Annotated in this window: 19 protein-coding genes; 7 read left to right on the top strand and 12 right to left on the bottom strand. The window is 72.3% G+C overall.

The window, feature by feature from the left end; all coding sequences use genetic code 11:
- Positions 1-115 precede the first annotated feature (115 nt).
- Positions 116-1,447, bottom strand: a complete 1,332-nt coding sequence (locus tag ACZ4YY_RS28515; protein ID WP_468296351.1) for an aminotransferase class I/II-fold pyridoxal phosphate-dependent enzyme — start codon at positions 1,445-1,447, stop codon at positions 116-118.
- A 47-nt stretch (positions 1,448-1,494) separates the two neighbouring features.
- Between ACZ4YY_RS28515 and ACZ4YY_RS28510 the strand changes: the two genes are divergently transcribed.
- Complete coding sequence (locus tag ACZ4YY_RS28510; protein ID WP_468296349.1) at positions 1,495-2,172, top strand: pyridoxamine 5'-phosphate oxidase family protein; 678 nt, start codon at positions 1,495-1,497, stop codon at positions 2,170-2,172.
- A gap of 291 nt (positions 2,173-2,463) precedes the next feature.
- Here ACZ4YY_RS28510 and ACZ4YY_RS28505 read toward each other — a convergent pair whose 3' ends face one another.
- Entirely contained in the window at positions 2,464-3,468 is a 1,005-nt protein-coding gene (locus tag ACZ4YY_RS28505) for an EamA family transporter (RefSeq protein WP_468296718.1), read from the bottom strand.
- Between the two features lie 298 nt (positions 3,469-3,766).
- A complete protein-coding gene (locus tag ACZ4YY_RS28500) occupies positions 3,767-4,330 on the bottom strand; it encodes a peptidase (protein WP_468296346.1) in 564 nt (187 codons plus the stop codon).
- Between the two features lie 232 nt (positions 4,331-4,562).
- Here ACZ4YY_RS28500 and ACZ4YY_RS28495 point away from each other — a divergent pair, with 232 nt between their 5' ends.
- Positions 4,563-4,991 (top strand): type II toxin-antitoxin system Rv0910 family toxin, encoded by a 429-nt coding sequence (locus ACZ4YY_RS28495; protein WP_468296343.1) that lies wholly within the window; start codon positions 4,563-4,565, stop codon positions 4,989-4,991.
- A 102-nt stretch (positions 4,992-5,093) separates the two neighbouring features.
- Here ACZ4YY_RS28495 and ACZ4YY_RS28490 read toward each other — a convergent pair whose 3' ends face one another.
- Together ACZ4YY_RS28490 and ACZ4YY_RS28485 are read right to left on the bottom strand one after the other, a co-directional pair.
- The gene (locus tag ACZ4YY_RS28490) at positions 5,094-5,756 is read right to left on the bottom strand and encodes a PadR family transcriptional regulator (RefSeq protein WP_468296340.1); all 663 of its coding nucleotides are present in this window, start codon (positions 5,754-5,756) and stop codon (positions 5,094-5,096) included.
- Between the two features lie 288 nt (positions 5,757-6,044).
- Complete coding sequence (locus ACZ4YY_RS28485) at positions 6,045-6,713, bottom strand: hypothetical protein (RefSeq protein ID WP_468296337.1); 669 nt, start codon at positions 6,711-6,713, stop codon at positions 6,045-6,047.
- Between the two features lie 818 nt (positions 6,714-7,531).
- Here ACZ4YY_RS28485 and ACZ4YY_RS28480 point away from each other — a divergent pair.
- Complete coding sequence (locus tag ACZ4YY_RS28480) at positions 7,532-8,428, top strand: aminoglycoside phosphotransferase family protein (RefSeq protein ID WP_468296333.1); 897 nt, start codon at positions 7,532-7,534, stop codon at positions 8,426-8,428.
- A 127-nt stretch (positions 8,429-8,555) separates the two neighbouring features.
- Here the strand turns inward: ACZ4YY_RS28480 and ACZ4YY_RS28475 are convergent, their stop codons facing one another.
- The gene (locus tag ACZ4YY_RS28475; protein WP_468296330.1) at positions 8,556-9,731 is read right to left on the bottom strand and encodes an NAD-dependent epimerase/dehydratase family protein; all 1,176 of its coding nucleotides are present in this window, start codon (positions 9,729-9,731) and stop codon (positions 8,556-8,558) included.
- A 520-nt stretch (positions 9,732-10,251) separates the two neighbouring features.
- On the opposite strand from ACZ4YY_RS28475, the gene ACZ4YY_RS28470 reads away from it, so the two are divergent.
- Complete coding sequence (locus tag ACZ4YY_RS28470) at positions 10,252-11,061, top strand: PhzF family phenazine biosynthesis protein (protein ID WP_468296328.1); 810 nt, start codon at positions 10,252-10,254, stop codon at positions 11,059-11,061.
- 12 nt (positions 11,062-11,073) lie between these two features.
- On the opposite strand, the gene ACZ4YY_RS28465 is transcribed toward ACZ4YY_RS28470, so the two are convergent.
- Positions 11,074-11,904: a CPBP family intramembrane glutamic endopeptidase gene (locus ACZ4YY_RS28465; RefSeq protein ID WP_468296325.1), complete on the bottom strand. Its 831-nt coding sequence runs from the start codon at positions 11,902-11,904 to the stop codon at positions 11,074-11,076.
- A gap of 322 nt (positions 11,905-12,226) precedes the next feature.
- Positions 12,227-13,750 (bottom strand): glutamate-cysteine ligase family protein, encoded by a 1,524-nt coding sequence (locus ACZ4YY_RS28460; RefSeq protein ID WP_468296319.1) that lies wholly within the window; start codon positions 13,748-13,750, stop codon positions 12,227-12,229.
- A gap of 575 nt (positions 13,751-14,325) precedes the next feature.
- Between ACZ4YY_RS28460 and ACZ4YY_RS28455 the strand changes: the two genes are divergently transcribed.
- The 3 genes from ACZ4YY_RS28455 to ACZ4YY_RS28445 all read left to right on the top strand — a co-directional run bounded on the left by ACZ4YY_RS28455 (position 14,326) and on the right by ACZ4YY_RS28445 (position 16,763).
- Complete coding sequence (locus ACZ4YY_RS28455) at positions 14,326-14,922, top strand: hypothetical protein (protein ID WP_468296317.1); 597 nt, start codon at positions 14,326-14,328, stop codon at positions 14,920-14,922.
- Between the two features lie 365 nt (positions 14,923-15,287).
- Positions 15,288-15,494: a DUF5999 family protein gene (locus ACZ4YY_RS28450; protein WP_468296716.1), complete on the top strand. Its 207-nt coding sequence runs from the start codon at positions 15,288-15,290 to the stop codon at positions 15,492-15,494.
- 228 nt (positions 15,495-15,722) lie between these two features.
- Complete coding sequence (locus ACZ4YY_RS28445) at positions 15,723-16,763, top strand: LacI family DNA-binding transcriptional regulator (protein ID WP_468296314.1); 1,041 nt, start codon at positions 15,723-15,725, stop codon at positions 16,761-16,763.
- Between the two features lie 170 nt (positions 16,764-16,933).
- On the opposite strand, the gene ACZ4YY_RS28440 is transcribed toward ACZ4YY_RS28445, so the two are convergent.
- The 4 genes from ACZ4YY_RS28440 to ACZ4YY_RS28425 all read right to left on the bottom strand — a co-directional run bounded on the left by ACZ4YY_RS28440 (position 16,934) and on the right by ACZ4YY_RS28425 (position 21,284).
- Positions 16,934-17,992: an endo-1,4-beta-xylanase gene (locus ACZ4YY_RS28440; protein WP_468296311.1), complete on the bottom strand. Its 1,059-nt coding sequence runs from the start codon at positions 17,990-17,992 to the stop codon at positions 16,934-16,936.
- A gap of 56 nt (positions 17,993-18,048) precedes the next feature.
- Complete coding sequence (locus ACZ4YY_RS28435) at positions 18,049-18,813, bottom strand: carbohydrate ABC transporter permease (protein ID WP_468296712.1); 765 nt, start codon at positions 18,811-18,813, stop codon at positions 18,049-18,051.
- 167 nt (positions 18,814-18,980) lie between these two features.
- Entirely contained in the window at positions 18,981-19,982 is a 1,002-nt protein-coding gene (locus ACZ4YY_RS28430; RefSeq protein WP_468296307.1) for a carbohydrate ABC transporter permease, read from the bottom strand.
- A gap of 6 nt (positions 19,983-19,988) precedes the next feature.
- Complete coding sequence (locus ACZ4YY_RS28425) at positions 19,989-21,284, bottom strand: extracellular solute-binding protein (protein ID WP_468296301.1); 1,296 nt, start codon at positions 21,282-21,284, stop codon at positions 19,989-19,991.
- Positions 21,285-21,782 lie beyond the last annotated feature (498 nt).

Raw genomic sequence — 21,782 nt, 5'->3', positions numbered from 1 at the left:
CACCGAGCGCCCTCGTCCACGGCATCCACCCCAGGCACCCCGAGCACCGCCCCGAGCACCGCCCCGACGTCACCCGTCGTCAGCCCGCGCCCCCCCACTCGCCCGCGGACCCCGCTCAGACGTACCCCCGCCCCCTCCCCGCCCCCAGCGCCGACGCGATCGCCTCCGCCAGGGGGGCGGTGTCGGAGGGGGTGAGGGTCGAGACGGTGACGCGGACTGCGGGCGGCGTCCCGAGGCGGAAGCGGGCACCGGGGGCGACCGCCCAGCCGGCGTGCAGGAGGCGGGCGACCGCGCCGGTCTCGTCGGGGACGGGGACCCACACGTTCATGCCGCTGCGCCCGCGGGCGGCGATCCCCCGCTCGGCGAGGGCGTCGATCAGCGCGTCACGCCGTTCCCGGTAGGCGGCCGCGACCGACGGTCCGTCCACGGCGCCGTCCTGCCACAGCCGTACCACGGCCCGCTGGGTCAGCAGGCTCACCCAGCCGGGACCGAGTCGCTGCCGTCCGCGCACCCGGTCGACGGTGACCTCGTCCCCGGTGAGGAGCGCGAGGCGCAGGTCGGGGCCGTACGCCTTGGCGACCGAGCGGACGAAGGCCCAGTGCCGGGTGACGCCGGCCAGGGGGTGCAGGGGCAGGTCGACGATGCCGTGACCGTGGTCGTCCTCGATCAGCAGGGCCCCGGGATACTCGGCCAGAACGGCGCGCAGGTCCCGCGCACGGAGAGCGGTCAACGAGGCCCCGGTGGGGTTCTGCGCGCGGTCGGTGACGATCACGGCCCGGGCCCCCGCCACCAGGGCGGCGCGCAGGCCGTCCGGGAGCAGCCCTTCGTCGTCGACGCCCACGGGCAGCGTGCGCAGTCCGAGCGCGGCGACGAGGTCGAAGGTGCGGCCCCAGCCGGGATCCTCGACCGCGACCGCGTCACCCGGCCGCAGGTGTGCCGCGAGCACGCGCTCGACGGCGTCCAGGGCCCCGCAGGCCACGGTGAGCGGTCCGGGCGGCACGCCGTCGGCGTCGAGGCCGGCCCGGGCACGGCGGACCAGCTCCGGCTCCACGGGGTCGTCGCCGTACAGCACCGGCCGCCGGTCGCCCTCCCCCGCCGCCGCTGCGAAAGCCGGGGCGAGCGGGGGCAGCAGGGCCGGATCGGGGTTGCCGTCGGCCAGGTCGCGCACGCCGGCCGGGAGGTCCAGGCGCTCCGGCTCCCGTCCCGTCGTGGCCGGTTTGGGCCGCACCCGGCTCCCCCGCCGCCCGTGTGTCTCGATGACCCCGCGTTCGCGCAGGGTGCGGTACGCGGCCGCGACGGTGTTCGGGTTCACCCCGAGCGCCTCCGCCAACTCCCGCATCGGAGGGAGCAGTTGACCGGGTTCCAGCTCCCCCGCGCCCACCGCGCGCTCGATGCTCGCCGAAATGTCTGCTGCGCGACGGCCCGTGATCCGATACTCTCCTAGCACAAAGCCCAGTATGCACTAGTACAAATACCACCGCAACGGAGACCGCCATGCAGGGGACCCCGCAGACGACGCCCGCCGCCTACACCCCGACCGATCGCACGGTCCCCACCCGCTCCCCCGAGCGGGCCGCCTACGACAAGGAACTGGTGCACGCGATACTCGACGAGGGCTACGTCTGCCACCTGGGCTTCGTCCGCGACGGCGCGCCGGTCGTGCTGCCCACGCTCTACGGCCGCGTCGGCGAGACGCTCTACGTCCACGGTTCGACGGGCTCGCGCCCGCTGCGGGCGGCGGGGCGGGCCGACGCCGGGCTGCCGGTGTGCCTGACGGTGACGCACGTCGACGGGCTGGTCCTGGCCCGCTCGGCCTTCCACCACTCGATCAACTACCGCTCGGTGGTCGTGCACGGCCTGGCCTACGACGTGACCGACCCGGAGGAGAAGAAGGCGGCGCTCGACGCCCTGGTCGACCACGTCATCCCCGGCCGCGCCGCCGACTCCCGGCCCGCCAACAAGAAGGAACTCGCCGCCACCGCGGTGGTCCGCCTCGACCTGAACGAGGTTTCGGCCAAGGCCCGCACGGGCGGGGTGAACGACGAGCCCGAGGACCTCACCCTCCCCCACTGGGCGGGCGTGGTGCCGCTGCGCAAGGGCTACGACACCCCCGACCCCGCGGCCGACCTGGCGCCCGGCGTCGAACTCCCGGGTTACCTCACGTCGTTGTGAGGACCCCGGCGGCCGGGCGGGCGGGGCGCCCGGGTGAGCCCGCCGCCCGGCCGGTCGCCGACCGGTCAGCCGGTCAGGTGGCGCCCTCCGTGGGCCCGGTAACGGCGACGGACTCGCCCTCTCCCCAGGGTGCGGAAGGCCGGAAGGCACCGCCGCGCGCGGCGGGCCGGGGATTTCTTCCGCGGGCGGCCCCGTCGCGCACGGCACCAGGCGCCAGGGCGGGTTGCCGGAGGGCCGCCTCAGGCGGCCGGGGGCGACGGACCGAGCACGTCGTACGACATGATCATCGTTCTAGGCCGAGGTCCCCCGGGCGGACAGTTCCCGCTCCGGGCTCCCGGCGGCCACCGGCTCGGCCGAGCCCTTGGCGGGCGCCGACGCCTGCGCGATGAACGCGCCCAGCAGCACCACCGCGCCGCCCGCGATCTGCGGTACCGAGAGGTGCTCGCCGAGCAGGAACCACGCGAGAACGGTCGCGATGACCGCCTCCAGACACGCCACCACACCCGCGACCTGCGGGGAGAGCCGGCGCACGGAGACCACGCCGGTGACGTAGGCGAGGACCGTGGCGATCAGCACGATCCAGGCGAGCAGCAGCCAGGCCGGGACGTCGCTGCCGTCCATGGCGGCGGAGTGCGCGAGCACCGACCAGTCCATGCCCCAGGGCCGGGCCACGACCGTCAGCACGGCGGCGCCGACGAGCAGACCGTACGCGATGACGCCGAGCGGGTCCGGGGCGCCGTCGCCGGAGTCGCTGCCCTGGTCGGACAGAATGAAGTAGCCGACCTGGCAGCAGGCGGCGCCGAGCGCGAGGAGCAGTCCGAGGGCGTCGAAGCCGAGCCCCGACCAGACCTCGACGACGCAGGCGAGTCCGCCCACCGCGAGGACCACACCGAGCGCCGCGGCGCGGGTCACCGGCCGCCGTTGCACGAACCGGACCCAGCCGAGCACCAGCGCCGGCGCGAGGTACTCGACGAGCAGCGCGACACCGACCGGGATGCGGGAGATCGCCGCGAAGTAGAAGGCCTGCACGCCGGCCACGCCGAGCAGACCGAACCCGGCCAGCAGAGCGGGGCGGCGGCGCAGCAGCGCGCGGTGACGCACGGCCAGCGGCAGCATCACCAGGGCCGCACCCGTCACCCGCAGCCACACCACGTGCAGCGGGTCGAGTCCCGCCTCGATCAGCGGTTTGGCCGCGACCCCGGATCCGCCGAAGGCGATGGCCGACCCGATCGCCAGACCGAGCCCGAGGCTCTTTCCGCGGTTGCCCTGACTGCTCACAGACGTATGCACCGGCACATGATGACAGGCCACGACATGAGCGTCACCCCCGTTGACACCTGTCTCATCGGCCGGACGGCGCGGCAGCCCGGCCGCAGGGGAGGGGGCGACCCGACCCGACGGAGGGAGCAGCCCGGCCGGCGGGAGGGAGCGGCCCGTCCCCACGCGGTGACGGCCCGGCCCCATGCAGTGGCGGCCCGGCCCGACGGGGTGGTGGCCCGGCCGGGTGGGAGAGGAGCGGCCCGGCCGGGCGATGCGTGCGGCCTGGCCGGATGGAAGGTGCGGCCTGCCGTGTGGACCGCGCGGCCCGGCCGGCTCAGCAGACGGGCTCGCCGCCCCCGACACATTCGTCGAGGCCGCCCTCGACGCGGATGCGCAGCACCCGCACGTCGACGCCGGCGCGGGTGAGAACCTCGACGGCGCGGGCCTGCGGGTGGGAGACGATCGCCGCCAGCAGGTCGAGACCGCGGGCCGCGCCGGCGCCGCCGCGTCCGACGGCCCGCAGCCGCGCCTCGCGCATCGCGGCGCACGCCAGCGGCGAGAAACCCTCGACGGCGTCCGGGGCGGCCGGCACGTCGGGCAGGGCGCCGGAGTCCTCGACCCCGCCCTGCCAGCGCAGGCCGTAGCCGATGCTGCGCTGGACGAGGTAGCCCAGGAGGCGGGCGACCTGGGGGCCGTCGAAGGCTGCGCGCACCTCGGGGTCGTGTTCCAGGAGCGAGTGCAACAGGTGCGCGGTGTCGGCCTGGCGGTCGGCGTCCCGAACCGCCCTGCGGCGCGCGCCGGCGACCGCCGCCGCCAGCTCGGCACTGAGTCCGGCGTCGTCGTCCTTGGCGTGTGCCGTCCGGTCGAGGGCCGACTGCCGGGGAATACGGGGTCGCACACCCCCACTCCATCAGGCGCGGCGGCCCCCGTCATCCACGGAGGGGAGCATCTTCGCGTCCCGCACAGAGTGGAGCGCGGCGGGCCGGTTCTCCTCCTCAGGGAGGAGATCAAGCCATCTGGAGGCCTGCCCCGCGACTTCCTGACGGTTCGTCAGTATTGAATGTTCGGCGCCCCGGGGCTACGTTCCGCGACACCGCAGCCCGCATCGCCCGACACGAAGAGGTGGTCGCATGGCCGAAGTCAGCGCGCAGGCACACATCCGGGCACCGGCCGAGAAGGTGTGGGCCCGGCTCACGGACTGGCCGGCGTACGGCGAGTGGAACGCGACCCACACCGACTTCCCCGGCGGCGGCCCCGAGCGCCTCGAGGCGGGTGCGACCTTCCGGGAGAACATGAAGCTGATGGGCTTCCCGGCCGAGGTCGAGTGGACCGTGGAGGAGTTGGAGCCGGCCCGGCTGCTGGCGATCCGCGGAAAGGGCCCGATGGCGGTGACCGTGGCGACCCGCTACACGCTCACCCCGGAGGGCGACGCCACCGCCGTGCGGATCGACGGCGAGTTCACGGGTGCCGCCGTCTCGCTGATGGCGGGCAAGCTCAAGGACTCGGCGACGGCCGCGCTCACCGAGTCGCTGCGCAGGCTGGAGGCGCTGGTGGCCTGAGGGCGGACGCGCGAAGGCGCCCCGCGCGGGTTCACGCGGGGCGCCCGTGGAGCCGGAGTGGCCGCCCGGGGCTCGACCGCCGCACGACGGCCGGAAGCCGGATCAGTCCTCGTCGGCGAGGATCAGGTACAGCTTCTTGCGGGCGTCGTTGATGACGCTCAGCGCCTTCTCGCGCTGCTCCTTGCTGCCGGTCTTCCAGACCTGCCCGAAGGCCTCCATCAGACCGACACCGGCCTGCCGGATCTCGCTCAGGGCCTCCCAGTCGACCCCGCGGGAGGCTTCCTCCCAGGGGGCGTCCGGCCCCTCCTCGGCTGCGGCGCGGCCCGGCTCGGTGAGCGAGAACAGCTTCTTGCCGCCACCGCCCTCGGTCTCACTGCTGATCAGGCCCTCGTCCTCCAGCAGCTGGAGGGTCGGGTACACCGAGCCGGGGCTGGGCTTCCACGCGCCGCCGCTGCGCTCGGCGATCTCCTGGATCATCTCGTAGCCGTGCATGGGCCGGTCCTTGAGCAGGGCCAGGATCGAGGCCCGCACGTCACCGCGCCGGGCCCTTCCCCTCGGACCTCCGCGCCCGCGTCCGCCCCAGGGCCCAGGGCCGAACCCCGGCCCGAAGCCGCCGTGACCGCCCGGCCCGAACGGCCCGAAGGCCGCGCGCCGACCGTCGAAGCCACCCGGCCCCTCGAAGCCACCGTGACCGCCGGGGCCGCCCGCGCCGCGCCGGAAGGGACCGCCCTGTCGATGTCCGTGCTCGTATCCGTGGGTACGCATCGCCATCACTCCGTTCATTCCATCGTTGATCTGTCGCGATGCGTCAACGATATATCGGAACTGTTCGTATGACAACCCCTTGTGGGGCGGGCCCGCTGTCCTGTCGCACCGATCCTTGAGCGAATCTCATCGAAGACTGACTGATTGCAGTTCGTCTCATCGAAGGTTAAGTACGCAGGTCAGGGCGTTGTGGCAGCGGACCACATGATCGCGGTCGATACTGCACAGGTACGGGTTGGGCGGCGGCCGGGAGCAGCAGACCAAAGGGCAATCCCTCGTCGCGACGGTTCAGCGGAGCAGTGCTGCACGCAGGGTGATGCCGTGCCTCGTACGCAGCCGCCGCAGTTCCCACAGCGCCACGGCGGTGACGGTCAGCGGGGCTCCCAGGATGAAGGCCACCCGCACTCCGAAGGGCACACCGTCGTAGGCACCCCGGAATACGTCGAAGAGGGCGACTTCCCAAACGAGCAGCGTCGCGAGCAGCGGTGGAACCGTCTCGTGGAGGTCTGCTGTCCGGAAGACGTGCACGAGTGACTGCGCGATGCCGTAGAGACCAAAGGGGGCGAGCCACAACATGAAGGCGCCTAGGGCGAACAGCAGCGCCACCCGCCCTGCCGACGCCGTCCAGTTCGTTTCCTCGTCCACGTAACCCAGCCCCGTGATGAGTCTTGGCACAGCGAGCGTGACTACCAACGCGAGCAGCGCCCCGGCGGGCTTACCCACGCGGCGCAAGAATAGGCGCCGGTTGGGTGGGCGGGCCGCCGCGATGAAGGCGGCGACGGCGACCGGGAACGTCACCCCCAGCACAATGAGGGTGGTGCGGATCTGGTCGAAGCGGTGGTCCACCACGGAGTCGGCGTCTGACGCCAGCCCGTAGGACAACAGCATCCATGTGACACCGACCAGGCCGACGACCGTCCGCAAGACCTGCACCCTCTTCACTACCGGGTCGTTCACACGGTCCGGCCTGGACGGCGTGAACACCACACGCCCCACAGCGATCGGATTGAAGAGACGTCCGAAGGTCAGCGGGCGCGCCGGACCCGGCGGCCACGGGCCCGCTGGCGGCACGGGGGGCGAACCCGGTTCCGGCGGTTGCCCTCCTCCGTATGGATTCCACGGCGCCCCGCCCCCGCTTCCGCTCATCCCCCGCGTCCTTCCTGTCGTCGCTCCCAGAGGTCACGAGGAGAATCGCAGATCTCCGCGCGTGAAAACGCCTAGTTTCCGATGCAGTTGCGCCGCAGTCGTGTGCCGACAGCCACCGGGCCACTACCGCTGGGACACTCGAAAGTTCGGCTCGCCGACTCCACCAACGCTACGAGCACAAAGGCCAGCGGGGCAGCGTGGATTTCTAGCCGATCGAGGCGCGGCGGCCAGGCAAGCACGCGGTCCGCTGCCGCAACGCCTTGACCTGCGTACTTAACCTTCGATGAGAGGAACTGCAATCCGTCAGTCTTCGATGAGATTCACTCAAGGTTCGGTGCGACGGGACACCCGCGTCCCGTCTCGGGTGCGCGGGATGGCTGCTGCCGTGACCCGCTGGACCACTCATGCCGCAACGTCTGTCTCCCGCACCGCCTCTGGACCGGGGACCACACCAGGTGATCTCTCCGAGGTCGCGGCTGTGACCTGGGGCGACCGGAACGCTCGAGACGCCTGGGCGGCCGAAAAGATCTCAGTTGATCCGGACCCTGGCGTAGGAATACTGGCTGTCGTCCCCGTATCCGATCTGCTTCCGACGTTTCGCGTCGGACCAGTGGAAGAGCCTGCAAGAGATGGCCATGCACGATGACCAAGTGGACGTGACCACCGAAATCGTTGCGACCTTGATCCGAGAACAGTTCCCTCAGTGGAGCGGCAGGGCGATCCGACTCGTGTCGTCGACCGGGACGGTCAACGCCATCTTCCGCATCGGGAACGACCTCTCTGCGCGTTTCCCACTGCGTCTGGCCGACGCCGCCGAGGCACTGGCGGTCCTGGAACAGGAAGCCCGGGCGAGCGCGGAGTTGGCACAGTTGTCTCGCTTCCCCGCCCCGGAACCTGTCGCCTTGGGAAAACCCGGAGCGGGTTACCCCATGCCGTGGTCGGTCCAGACCTGGCTGCCGGGAACGGTCGCCTTCGAGGCCGACCCGAGCGGGTCGTACGCCTTTGCCGAGGACCTTGCGGCCTTCATCGCGGCCCTGCGTGACGCCGAGACGCGGGGGCGGCTTTTCCACGGCGGAGGTCGTGGCGGCGTTCTCGCTCACCACGACGACTGGATGGCGGAGTGTTTCGAGGAGAGTGAGGGGCTGCTCGACGTGCCCCGGCTGCGCCGGGTGTGGAGCCGTTTTCGGGAGTTGCCACGCACGGGTGCCGACGTGATGAGCCATGGTGACTTGATCCCCGGCAATGTACTGGTCGCGGGAGACCGGCTCAGCGGCGTGCTCGACACCGGCGGCTTCGGCCCGGCCGACCCCGCGCTCGATCTGGTCAGTGCCTGGCACCTGTTGCAGCCGGGCCCGCGGGAAGTGCTCCGGCGGACACTGGCCTGTGACGAGCTGGAGTGGGAGCGCGGCAAGGCGTGGGCGTTCGAACAGGCGATGGGTGTCGTCTGGTACTACGCCGAGAGCAATCCGACAATGAGCAGCATGGGGCGCCGGACGCTCGAGCGCGTTCTGGAGTCGGTGGAGTGATGTCGCCCCGATCGTAGGCCGTGACGACTGACCAGGGGGTCCTGCACTGTGCTCCTCCCGGCGCGCGGCCTGACCAGGCGCTCAAAGCGCAAGGACCCCTGAACGGGACAGGACGTGGGTGCCGGTCTCAGCCCGTGGAGGAAAGTCCCAGGTGAGCGCGGTACCACGACGCCGACCGGGCGAGACGGCTCAGCGGACCGGGGCCCGCCGGCTCGGCGGTCAGCTCCCAGAGGTCGTCGGCGCGGTACCAGTGGTCCCTGCCGACCAACGAGAACTGGCGTTCCGAGGCCCGGCCCGGGGTGGCGCGCAGGCGCTCCAGACAGGTGGGCCACGGCCAGTCGGCGGACGGGCGGGGCGGCAGGACACCGTGGGCCGAGAGGGTGGCCAGCAGGTCCCGGACGCGGACCGGGTCGGGATGGGCCGCGTGGTGGACGCCGGGCGGCACTCGGAGCGGGCCCGCCGCGACGGCGGCGATCAGACGGGCGAGGTCGCCGACGTCGACGACCGACAGCAGCGCCCGCCCGCCGTCCCACTCGGCGGGCACCCGTTCGACCAGTTCGCGCAGGCCGGGCACCACCCAGCGGTCCCCCTCCCCCAGAACGATCCCCGACCGCAGGACGACGGCGCCCGCCTCCCGCGCGTAGGCCTCCCCCGCCAGCCGGGTCCTGCTCACGGCGGAGACCGGCGCGGGAGGCGTCTCGTCGACCGCGATGCCCGCGTGTGGGCCGGCGCCGTACACCGCGGCGGTCGACAGGTGCACCACGCGGCGGACGCCGGCGCGGGCCGCCTCCGCCATCAGCGCGCGGGTGCCGTCGACGTTCACCGCCTCGCAGCGCCGCTCGTCCGCGCCGACGTACGAGGCCAGGTGCACCACCGCCCGAGCGCCGTCGCACAGCCCGCGCAGGGTGTCCGGGGCGGTCAGGTCGCCGCGCACCCACGTGACGGGAGGGCGGTCGCCGGGAAGGCAGGGGCGGTCGGGGACGCGACGGACCAGCGCACGCACCCGGGGAACACGGCCGTCACCCCGGGCTGGGTCCAGCAGCGCGCGCAGGGCGTGCGAGCCGATGAAACCGGTCGCGCCGGTGAGCACGATCGCTCCGTCGTCGTCGTTCGAGGTCCCGCCCGTGAGCTCGGTCTCACCGTCGTCGTTCGACCTCGCGCCGGTGAGCACGATCGCACCGTCGTCGTTCGCCCCCGCGCCCGTGAGCCGGGTCTCACCGTCGTCGTCCTTCGCCGTCGTGCCGTTCAGGGCCGGTCCCTCCCCCTTCTCCGCCTCGCCCTGCGAGGCCGGTCGTCCCGTCAACGTCCGGGCGGGCGCCGCCGGTTCCGGCCCGTGCACGGGACCGGCGCCGCCGGTTCCGGCCCGCCAGGCGGACCGGCGCCGCCGCCGTGCCCGCCAGCGGGACCGGTGCCGCCGCCGAGGCCCCGCTCAGTCCGGGCAGGCCGGGCAGGCCGGGCCCGGGGCAGGCCGGGCCCGGGGCAGGCTCTCCCGGGTCGACCCCGGCGACGCGCAGTCGGCCCCGCGAACTCACGGGTCCGGCCCCAGCGAACTCACGGTCCGGGCCCCGCGAACCCACAGGTCGAGGCCCCCGCGGCCCACGGCGAACCCACGGGTCGGGGCCCCGGCGAACCCAAGGACTCGGCCCGCGCGAACCCGTCGTTCGGGCGGAGCCCCGGCTCACCGGGCCGGACTCGGCCGGCCCGCCGTCGCAACGGAGGCCGTCCCTCCCGGACCGGCGTGCCGGTCCGTCCCGCGCGGCCCAGGCCAGATCTCCCGGATTGGCCTTGGTCCGTGCCCACGCGCACCCCCTACGGTCGACGCCATGCGGATTCGAATCGTCGACGCCTTCACCGACCGCCCCTTCGCCGGCAACCCGGCCGGGGTCCTGCTCCTCGACGCCTTCCCGGACGACCCCTGGCTCCAGAACGTGGCCCGGGAGGTCAACCACGCCGAGACGGCGTTCGCGCACCCGCTCCCCGCCGGCGGGGAGGCCGACTGGGCGCTGCGCTGGTTCACCCCGGTCGCCGAGGTGGCGATGTGCGGTCACGCCACCCTCGCCACCGCCCACGTCCTGCACGGCACGGGCGCCCACGAGGGTCGGGTGCGGTTCGCGACACGCAGCGGCGTCCTGGTCGCGACCCCGGCCGACGACGGCACGATCACCCTGGACTTCCCGACCGCACCGCTCACCCCGGTGGAGATCCCGGCCGGAGTGGCCGAGGCCCTCGGCGCCGAGCCGGTCGCCGTCAGCGAAACCGGCCCCAACGTGAGGGACCTGCTGGTCGAGCTGGCCGACGAGAAGACGGTCCACGCCCTGACCCCCGACCACAAGGCCCTCGGCGCCCACTCCGCGCGCGGCGTCATCGCCACCGCCCGCGCCGAGGACCCCGCGCGGGGTTACGACTTCGTCTCCCGCTGCTTCTTCCCGAACCTCGGCATCGACGAGGACCCGGTCACCGGCAGCGCCCACACCGCTCTGGCCCCCTACTGGTCCGCCCGCCTGGGCCGGCCCGACCTGACCGGACTGCAGGCCTCTCCCCGCTCCGGCCGGGTGCGCACCGGGCTCCGGGGGGAGCGCACGCTGCTCCAGGGCCGTGCGGTCACCGTGATCGAGGGCGAACTGCTGGCCTGAGGGGCCCGGGGGTCAGGCGGTGGGCAGCCAACCCACCTTCCCCGCCAGCAGCGCGTACCCCACGAAGGCGCCGATGTCGAGCAGCGAGTGCGCGACGACCAGGGGGCCCACCCGGCCCCAGCGCCGGTACAGGTACACGAACACCACGCCCATCACCATGTTGCCGACGAAGCCGCCGACGCCCTGGTACAGGTGGTAGGAGCCGCGCAGTACGGAACTCCCCACCAGGGCGGCGGTCGGCGTCCAGCCCAGCCGGTCCAGCCGGCGCAGCAGGTAGCCGACGACGATGACTTCTTCGACGATCGCGTTCTGCAGCGCCGAGAGGATCAGCACGGGGTACTTCCACCACACGTCGGGCAGCGCCTCCGGGACCACCGTGAGGTTGAAGCCCAGGCCCCGGGCGGCCAGGTAGAAGGCGATGCCGGTGCTGCCGATGACGGCCGCGATCGCGGCACCCCGGCCGAGGTCGAACCAGGGGCGGGTGCGGTCGAAGCCGAGCGAGCGCAGGCCGCCCTGCCCCTCGCGCAGCAGGAAGTGCGCGACGAGCGCGACCGGGATGAGGGCCGTGGCGATCCCGAAGAGCTGCCAGGCGAGGTCCAGCCAGGGCCGCCCGGGCGCGGCCGAGGCGTTGAGGGTCGCCGCCTGGTCCTTCAGGCCGCCCGGTTTGGTGACCGACCCGACAAAGCTGATCAGCGCGGACACACCGCTCGCCCCGAGCGAGACGCCCAGCACGAGCAGCGTCTCGTCACGGACGATCCGCCGCGAGAGCCGCTCCTGCGGACAAGTGTCGGCCACCGGCCCCTCCTCCCCCAGCGCGCCTGTCTCCAGGCCGCACACCGTCATGGGAGGTCACAGCTTGCCCGATCACCCCGGGGAGAGCACCAGCGCCCCCACTCCCCACGCGCCCCCACTCCCCACGCGCCACGGCCTTCCGCGACGCACGCGGCGGCCGCCGTCCCGACCGGACGCAACCCCCTCCAGCCGGCCGCCCCCGGACCTCCGGCCCCCTCACCGGACCGGCCCGACCACCTCACCGGCCGGCCCGGCGTGCACACCGGGCCCGCGGGGCGCCCATCACCCCGGCCCACCCTGGCCCACCCCGGCCCGCCTCGCCCTCGCCCGCACGACGCCCCCGCTCCCTCGGGGGGAGCGTGGGTGAGGCGCCTCAGCCGCTGCCGGCTCCGACCGACTCCGGCAACCCCACCGGCCAGGTGTGCGCCGGGTCGCCGTGGTGCATCAGCTCCGCGTAGCGGCGGGTGGTGGCCGCCAGGGCCGCGTCGCGGGGCAGGCCCGCTTCGAGGGCGCGGTGGAAGGTGGCCACCTGCCAGGCCGCCCCGTTGGTGCGCCGCCGGCAACGCTCCTCGATGACGCCCAGATAGAAGTCACGGTCCGCGGGCTCCACTCCCCACGCGTCCAGACCCGCCTCGGCGAGCGGCAGCAGTTCGTCCCGTACGAGGTTCACCGCCTCGACCTCGGTCGTGCCGCCGAGCCGGCCGCGCCGGGGCCACTGGAGGCGGGCGTCGATGCCGTACCGGCAGGCGGCGTCGAAGTTGGCGGCGGCCGTCTCGAAGGGCATCCGCGTCCACACCGGCCGCGACTCCTCGGCGAGGGCGCGGACGACGCCGTAGTAGAAGGCCGCGTTCGCGACGACGTCGGTGACCGTGGGGCCGGCGGGCAGCACCCGGTTCTCCACCCGCAGGTGGGGGACGCCGTCGGCGATGCCGTAGACCGGGCGGTTCCAGCGGTAGATCGTGCCGTTGTGCAGGACCAGCTCGGCGAGCTTGGGGACCCCGCCCGCGGCCACCACCTCCAGCGGGTCCTCGTCGTCGCAGATGGGCAGGAGGGCCGGGAAGTAGCGCAGGTTCTCCTCGAACAGCTCGTACGCCGAGCTGATCCAGCGCTCGCCGAACCAGGTCCGCGGGCGTACGCCCTGCGCCTTGAGTTCCGGCGGCCGGGTGTCGGTGGCCTGCTGGAACAGCGGGGGCCTCGACTCCCGCCACAGCTCGCGACCGAAGAGGAACGGCGAGTTGGCGCCGACGGCGATCTGCGCGGCGGCGACCGCCTGCGCGGCGTTCCACACGTCGGCGAAGCGCGCCGGTGTGACCTGGAGATGGAGCTGCACCGAGGTGCAGGCCGCCTCGGGGACGATCGACTTGGAAGTGCACGACAGGCTCTCCACGCCGTCGATCTCCAGCGTGAACTCCTCGCCGCGCGCCGCCACGATCTGGTCGTTGAGGAGCGTGTAGCGGTCGACGTCGGAAAGGTTCGAGGAGACCAGGTCGTCACGGTCGAGAGTCGGCAGAATACCGATCATCACGATTCCCGCGTCGACCTCACCCGCCTTTCGGTGGGCATATGCCAGCGATGTGCGGAGTTCCTCGGCGAGCCGATCGAATACCCGCTCACCCAATCGGTGTGGGGCGATGTTGACTTCCAGGTTGAACATGGCGAGTTCTGTTTGGAAATCGCGGCTGGCGATGCGCTCCAGTACTTGTCCGTTCAGCATTTTCGGCAGTCCGTCGGCGCCTGCCAGATTCAGTTCGATCTCCAGCCCCATGAGGTTCTTCGGACGGTCGAAGCGCTGCTGGGCCAGGAGCCGCTCCAGCCCCGTCAGACACTGCCGCAGTTTGTCGCGGTAGCGCTGACGATCGGACAGGTCGAACGCGCCTGCCACGACCTTCTCCCCCATGAAAGGGTCCTTCCTCGCTGTGCCGGGCCGGTCGCCCGGCCGCCGGGTCTGCCGGGCTAGGGGGGATGATGCCCAGCCCGGACGATCGATAACGTCCCCCGTCGATGCTCACACCCGCTACGCTGTCCGGATGCCCCCCGGCGGGTGACCGGAGGCACATTCACCGGGCATACGGCGTAGCGCAATTTCACGGAGTGGTTACTCGTGAAAAACGCCGACGAGAATGGGCCGACCGCTACGCCTGTATTTGCCGAGGTCATCGCGCTCCTCCCCACCCTGAATCGGGATGATTCACACGTATCGCCGACCGAATGGACTCTTGCCGAGTGTCCCGGGATCGGCTAGATGAAACACAGTCTGAACACGTCTCGTATAAACTCCGCGGACAAGGCAGAGAAGGTGGGCGCCCGGTCGAAGGAGCCTGTCGTCGTCCAGGTGACGGTCGGCAGGCCGCTCGCGTACCCACGCACCCCAGGCCCCGGCCCCCGCCTCTCCGACCTTCTCCTGAGAGCTGACAGCGTCGTCCGCCCCACGCCCTCGCTCCACCGTGCCTGTCCGATGAGAGGCGACCCACCATGCCGCTGCATGTCCCCCCGGCTCCCGCGCCCGCCCTGCGCTCCGTCCTCATGGCACTCGGTTCTCCCACAGCGGTCCGCGAGGCGCGGACCCCGTCCCTGCGCGCCGCCCAGGGGCCGACCACCCCCGACCTCCCGCTGCCCGTCCACGTCCTGGACGCGATCACCCCCGAGGGCGTGTCCGCGACCCGGCTGGCCGGCTGGCGCTTCCTGATCCGCTGCGGCGAGCGGGCCGTGGCCGCGGCCGAGACCCGGCTGACCGGGGACGGCTGGGCCTTCTCGCACTTCTTCGAGGGCCCCTACGTCGCCTCCACCGAACTCGCCCTGCGCCAGGCCGAGTCGGTCGGCCAGCCCTACCAGGCACGCCTGCTGTCCGTGCCCGGCCTGTACATGCTCACCCTCTGGCTGCACGGTGACTTCGCCTCGGACGGCACGACCGGCCACCCCGCCGCGACCGACCTCCTGGTGCCGCTGGCCCCGGCACCCCCGGGGATCGCCGCCCACCGTCCGCACCGGGTCGCCGAGTTGCTGCCGGTACTGACCCTTCGGGTGACCCCGCCCGCCCCCCTCCTCGACTCACAGGCTCCGGCCGCATGAGCCCGACCGGGGCCGACCCGCCCTCCGCCGTCCTCCGTCGCCGCGGACCCCGGCGACGGGGTACGGCGGCGTCCGGAGCGTGCCGGGCGGGGCCCGGGCCGGTCCCGCCCGATGGGACTAGCCCCATCCGGCCACTCGGAACCATCCGAAGTGACCGTGCAGTTGAGATGAACCGCCCGCGCGGGTGATGCGTCATCAACCTGTGAGAAGCGGTGCCACGAAATCCCTGCGGAAAGACGCTCGTGGGGCAACACTGGGTTCCGACCGACTTATCACAACGGGGGGCGGCCATGAACGACGTTTCACGCCGCGGAACAGACGCGACAGCAACCTCACATCTCATGACAGAGCGAAAGAACTCCTCCATGTGCCAGCACCAGCCAGCGTGCCCGACAGCCCATTCCGCCGACCGGGAGTCCGCCCGGCTGGTGGCGCACCACCCGGAGCAGGGCTGGAGCCTGCTGTGCAACGGCGTCCTGCTCTTCGAGGACACCGGTGAGCTCCTGCCGGACGGCCGGATCATCGCTCCGCACCGCCCGCTGGACGCCGGCCGGGTCGTGACGGCCGCCTGAGCCATCCTCCGGACGGCGCCCGACCCGCGCCGCCCGGCGATCCGAGGGGCCGGACCGCGACCACACGCCGCGGGACCGGCCCCGACGCGTGCCCGGACACGGTCACTCACGGTGTCTCTCCGGTGTCCCGTCCGCTTCCCCTCTTCCCAGGGCCGCTCGTCTTCCGGAAGACTCCTGGAAGTTTCGACGCGGCGTCCACGGGGGCGCGACGGAGGTGGCGAAGTGGCAGTGGACGAGACGGCATCCGCGCCCCGAGGCGCCGGACGGGTCACCATCACCGAGATCGCCCGGCAGGCCGGCGTCTCCGTGCCGACCGTGTCCCGGGTGGTCAACGGCCGCTCCGACGTCTCGCCCGGCACCCGGGCCCGCGTCGAGGACCTGCTGCGGCTGCACGGCTACCGCAAGCGCCCCGCGGCCGCCCCGGCCCGCGCCGCCCTGCTCGATCTGGTCTTCAACGACCTCGACAGCCCCTGGGCGGTGGAGATCATCCGCGGGGTCGAGGAGGTCGCCCAGGCGGCCGGCGTCGGCACGGTGGTCTCGGCGATCCACGGCCGCTCGGGCGACGCCCGCGAGTGGATGCGCAACCTGCACGCCCGCGCCTCCGACGGCGTCATCCTCGTCACCTCGGCCCTGGAACCGACCCTGCACGAGCAGTTGCGCATCCTGGGCGTCCCGCTGGTGGTCGTCGACCCCGTCGGCTCCCCCGCCTTCGACACCCCGACCATCGGGGCCGCCAACTGGTCCGGAGGACTCGCCGCCACCGAGCACCTGCTCTCGCTCGGCCACCGCAGGATCGGGCTGATCGCCGGTCCGCCGCGCCTGCTGTGCTCCCGCGCCCGCTTCGACGGCTACCGGGCCGCCCTGGAGGCCGCCGGCCTGGCCGTCGACGACGACCTGGTGGTCCCCGGCGACTTCCGCCCCGAGTCCGGCTTCACCGGCTGCGCCGCCCTGCTCGATCTGCCCGAGCCGCCGACCGCGCTGTTCGCGGCCAGCGACCAGATGGCCCTCGGCGCGATCGAGGCGCTGCGCCGGCGCGGCCTGAGGGTCCCGGAGGACATGAGCGTGGTGGGCTTCGACGACCTTCCGGAAGTCCGCTGGTCGGCCCCGCCGCTGACCACCGTCCGCCAGCCGCTGGCCGACATGGGCAAGCTCGCCGTCCGCACGGTGTTGCGCCTGGCCCGCGGCGAGCACCCCGACTCGCCGCGGGTGGAGCTGGGCACGGAACTGGTGGTGCGCTCCAGCACCGCACCGCCGACCGCACCGCGCTGAGGACCGTCCAACGCCCGCGGGCTCGCCCGTAGGCCTGCCCCAGCGCCCGCGGGCTCACTCCAGAGGGCCTGCCACAGCGCCCTCCGGATCGTGCGAAGGACTGAGGGAGCCTTGCACTTTGCCCGCCTGGGCCGCGCGGCCTGATCAGGCGCCCCTGGTGCAAGGACCCGCTAACTCAAGGCCTGCCGGATGGCGAAGTACGCCGGCTTCGGGGCGAGTTGCTCGTCCCACGGCAGGGCAGCGCCCTCGCCGGGGAAGAACGCCGGGATCCAGGAGTACTTGTCGGTGTAGTCCCAGATCGTGATGCCCACGCACCGCCGTACCGCGAGGCACGACTCGGTCATGTCCCGGTACCACTCGGCCTGCTGGGCGAGTTTCTCCTCGGTCGCGGGCAGCAGCATCCGTACGTCGACCTCGGTGAGCGCGGTGTCCAGGCCGAGACGGGAGAAGCGGCGGAGGTTGTCCTCCAGGGTCGTCGGATAGCCGTACTGGAGGGCGAGGTGGGCCTGGAGGCCGAAGCCGTGCAGCGGGACGCCCTGGGCCTTCAGCTCCTTGGCGAGCCGGTAGTAGGCGTCGCTCTTGGGACCGACGGCCTCGACGTTGTAGTCGTTGAGGTACAGCTTCGCCCTGGGGTCGGCCTGGTGGGCCCAGCGCAGGGCGTCGGCGATGTAGCCGGGGCCGAGCGTCTTGTAGAAGATCGTCTCGCGGTAGGTGCCGTCCTCGTTGAACGCCTCGTTGACGACGTCCCAGGCGTACACCTTGCCGCGGTAGTGCCGAACCTCGGTCTGGATGTGGTTCTTCAGCACGGCCCGCAGCTCGTCGGCCGTCCACTCCCTGTCCGTCAGCCAGCCGGGCAGCTGGCTGTGCCAGACGAGGGTGTGGGCGCGGACCTTCTGGCGGTTGGCGCGGGCGAGGTTCACGATCTCGTCGCCCGCGGAGAAGTCGAAGACGCCCTGTTGCGGCTCGGTGGCGTACCACTTCATGCCGTTGCCGGGGGTGATCATGTCGAACTCGCGGCCGAGGATCTTCGTGTAGGCGGTGTCGGTGAGTTCGGGGTTGTCGGTGGCGCTGCCGAAGTAGCGGCCGTGGCGCTGGGCGAGGTCGGCGAGCGTCGCACGGTGGCGCTGCTCGTCGGCCTGGGCGGCCGGGCCGCTCAGGACGCCGGCCGCGACCAGGGCGGCGGCCAGGACTGCGGCGGCTCGAAGCCGGGTGCGGGAGGTGCGGGACATGGGTGCGACTCCTCGCGTTCAGGGGTGTGGGTGAGCCGTACGTCCGCGGGCGCGGGTCATCCCTTCGTGGCGCCGGCGGTGAGACCGCCGACGAGCTGGCGCTCGGCGACGGAGTAGAAGGCCAGGGCGGGAACCATGGCGAGGACGAGGTAGGCGAAGACACGGGCGTACTCGGCGGAGTACTGGCCCTGGAACTGCTGGACGCCGATGGGGATGGTCCACCACGTGGAGTCCGTGAAGACCAGCAGCGGCAGGAAGAAGTTGTTCCAGCTGCCCACGACGGCGAGGACGGACACGGTGCCGAGGGCCGGGCGGGCCATGGGCAGCAGCACCCGCCAGAAGAAGCCGAGGGGGCCGCAACCGTCGAGGGTGGCCGCCTCCTCCAGCTCCGCCGGGATCTCCCGGAAGAATCCGCGCAGGATGACGATGGTCATCGGCAGGCCGAAGGCGGCCTGCGGGAGGATCACGCCGAGCGGGTTGTCGAGCAGGTCCATCGAGCGCAGCAGCAGGAACAGGGGCAGGGCCGCCACCGCGAAGGGGAACATCAGCCCCATCGTGAACAGGGTGAACAGCGCTTCCCGGCCCCGGAAGGCGAACCGGGCGAAGGAGAACGCGGCGAGCGCGGAGACCGCGACCACCACCACGGTCGTCCCCACCGCGATCAGCGTGCTGCTGCCGAGCAGCCGCCAGAACGAACCGGAACCCAGGATGTCCGTGTACTGGGAGGTGACCCAGGAGTCGGGCAGGCCGATGGGATTGCGGGAGAGCTCGGCGGTGGACTTGAAGCCGGACAGGACGGCGTAGAGCAGCGGGACGACCATCGCCGTCCCGACGGCGATGAGGACGACGTGCAGCGGGAGGTTACGGCCGCTCCTGCGGGCCCCCCGCCCACCGGTCCCACGGGACCCTTGCGTGCCACCTGTCCCGGTGGCCGCATCCGGGCCGCCGGTCACACGGGCCCTCACCGGGCCGCCGGTCTTGCGGGCGCTCACGTGCCGCCTCCTCGCAGGGTCGTGGTGGCCCCCTCCAGGTCGCGGCGGAGCACGAACCGCTGGTAGGCGAGGGCGAAGACGAGACTGATGGCGAACATGGCCACGCTGATCGCGCTGGCGTAGCCGACCTGGTAGCGCTTGAAGCCGTACTGGAACATGGTCACGGCCATCGTCTCGGAGTGGTGGTCGGGGCCGCCCGCGGTGGTGACCCAGACCAGGTCGAAGAGCTGGATCGAGCCGATCACGGACAGGAAGACGCTGATGCGCAGCGTGGGCGCGAGCAGCGGCAGGGTGATGTTGCGGAAGCGCTGCCAGGGGCCGGCCCCGTCGATCAGGGCGGCCTCGGTCAGCTCGGCCGGGATGGACTGCAGTCCGGCCAGGTAGAGCATCATGTGGAAGCCGAAGTACTTCCACATCATGACCAGGAACAGGGTGGCCATGACGGTGTCCGGGTCGGCGAACCACTGGCCGCCGAGCCCCTGGAGTCCCACCGCGCCGAGGACGTGGTCGGCGAGACCGTCGTCGGGCGCGAAGATCATCGCGAAGAGCACGCCGGTGATGGCCTCGGACAGGATGTACGGCGCGAAGAACAGCATGCGGTAGACGGCCCGGCCGCGGATGCGCTGGTTGAGGGCGACCGCCAGGGCGAGGGCGAACGGCAGCTGGAGCGCGAGCGAGAGCACGATGAGGACGAGGCAGCGCCACAGGTCGCCGAGGAAGACCGGGTCGTCGAGGAGCCGGGTGAAGTTGTCGCCGCCGACGTAGTCCTCGGGCATGCCGAAGCCGCCCCAGCGGAAGAACGAGGCGTACAGCGCGAACAGCATCGGCAGCAGGACGAGCACGCCGAACAGCACCAGGGCGGGCACCTGGAAGGCGACGGCGGTGAGCCAGTGCAGCGCGCGCCGCCGGGTCCGGCCCCGGGCCACCGCCCCCGTGTCCGGGGGCGGGAGGCCGACGTCGGGCCCGCTGCGCTGCTCTTCGAGGGAGGTGGAGGTCATCGCCGGTTACTGCTCTTCCTTCGCGACCTTGGTGATCGACGCGGTGACCTGCTCGGGCGACTTGGAACCGGCGATGAGGGCGGCGACGCTGTCGTTGACCTCCTGGCCGAGGGCGGGCGCGTAGGCCTGGTCGAGGTAGAGCTGGAAGCCGGTCGCGGCCTTCAACTGGGTCTGCACGGCCTTCAGGTTGACGTCGGTGAGGGCGCTCTCGGCGGCGGGGACGACGGGCAGCACGCCGGTCTTCTTGACCAGTTCGGTGTCGGTGGCGGCGGTCGCGAAGAACTTCAGGAAGTCGACGGCGGCCTGCGGGGCGCCCGCCCGCAGGGCGTGTCCGCCGCCTCCGCCGAACACCTCGGTGAGCGCGCCCTTGCCGCCCTCGACCTCGGGGAACGGGAAGAACCCCAGGTCCGCGCCGAGGCCCTTGCCGGCGTCCGCCTGGACCACCGGGGCCCACTGGCCCATGAGCTCGATGGCGGCCTTGCCGTTGCCGACGGCGGCGGCCTGGCCGGTGGGGCTGGAGTAGGCGGCGCCGAGGAAGCCCTTCTGGAACGGCTGGAGGTCGACGAGCTCCTTCAGGTGCTGCCCCGCCTGGACGAAGCCCTGACCGGTGAAGTCCTTCTCGTCGCCCGCCGTGCGCAGGGCGTCCACGCCGGCGGTGCGCATCGCGAGGTAGGCCCAGTAGTACATGCCGGGCCACTTCTCCTTGCCGGCGAGGGCGAGCGGGGTGATGCCGGCGGCCTTCAGCTTGCGCACGGTGTCCAGGAAGGCGGTCCATGTGGTGGGGGGCGCGGTGATGCCGGCCCGCCGGAAGAGGGCCTTGTTGTACCAGAAGCCGATCATGCCGATGTCGAAGGGGATGCCGTACACCTTCTCGTCGATCAGGTACGGCTCACGGGCGACCGACAGCAGGCCGTCCGCCCAGTCCTTGGTGCGGTCGGTGAGGTCCTCGACGAGACCGGCGTCGACCTGCTGCTTGAGGACGCCGCCGCCCCAGGTGTGGAAGATGTCGGGCAGCTTGCCGGAGGCGGTCAGCGCCGTCATCTTCGACTTGTAGGCGTCGTTCTCCAGTTGGACGATCTTGATTTTGACCTTGGGGTTCTGGGCCTCGAACCGCCGGGCGAGGCCGGCCCAGACGTCTTTGGTGGGCTGGGTGGTGGAGATGTTCCACCACTCGATGGTGGTCGTCCCTGACGACGACCCTCCGTCCGAGTCGCCACCGCAGGCGCTCAGTGCCGTCATGCTCAGACCGGCTGCGGCGGAGGCCGCCAGGAAGCCGCGGCGGGACAGTGCCGGGTCGCCCATCATGCGCTCCTTGGATCAGGTTTCGAAAGTTTCGGATCAGACTCAGAAAGCTTCGCTGCTGCCGCACCCTAGAGACAGCCTCCAAGAGGTGACAACCCCTTGAACGCAGAGAATCCGCAACGGACGGTCCGGGAATCGGACCGGCACCCACTCCAGCCGTATGGTCGCCGATGACCGGGCTCCCGAAACATTCGACTTGAAGGCCGAACATTACGAAGCCGACACGGAGGTTCCCCGAGCCCCGGCCACTGGCACGACCCCCACGGCGGCCAGACCTCGGCCCCCCGCCCACCATGACGCTCGGTGTCCGGCCGCCGGCCCGCCCCACCCCGCACCCGCACCCTCGCTCAGGGGCCGGCACCTCCGTCGTGCGCCCACTGGCTGCGGTGACGCCGGTCACCACCCGCCGGGTCTTAACGGAAGCTTGACGCAGTCGCCCCCCTCAGCCATGGGCCCAGGCGTCACGCTCTGCTTACGCTGGTGCCGCCGTCCGCGTGA

Source organism: Streptomyces sp. NPDC030143 (genome assembly GCF_055573695.1).
Note: the sequence above shows the minus strand (reverse complement) of the source record. Positions and strands in the feature narration are given on the sequence as shown.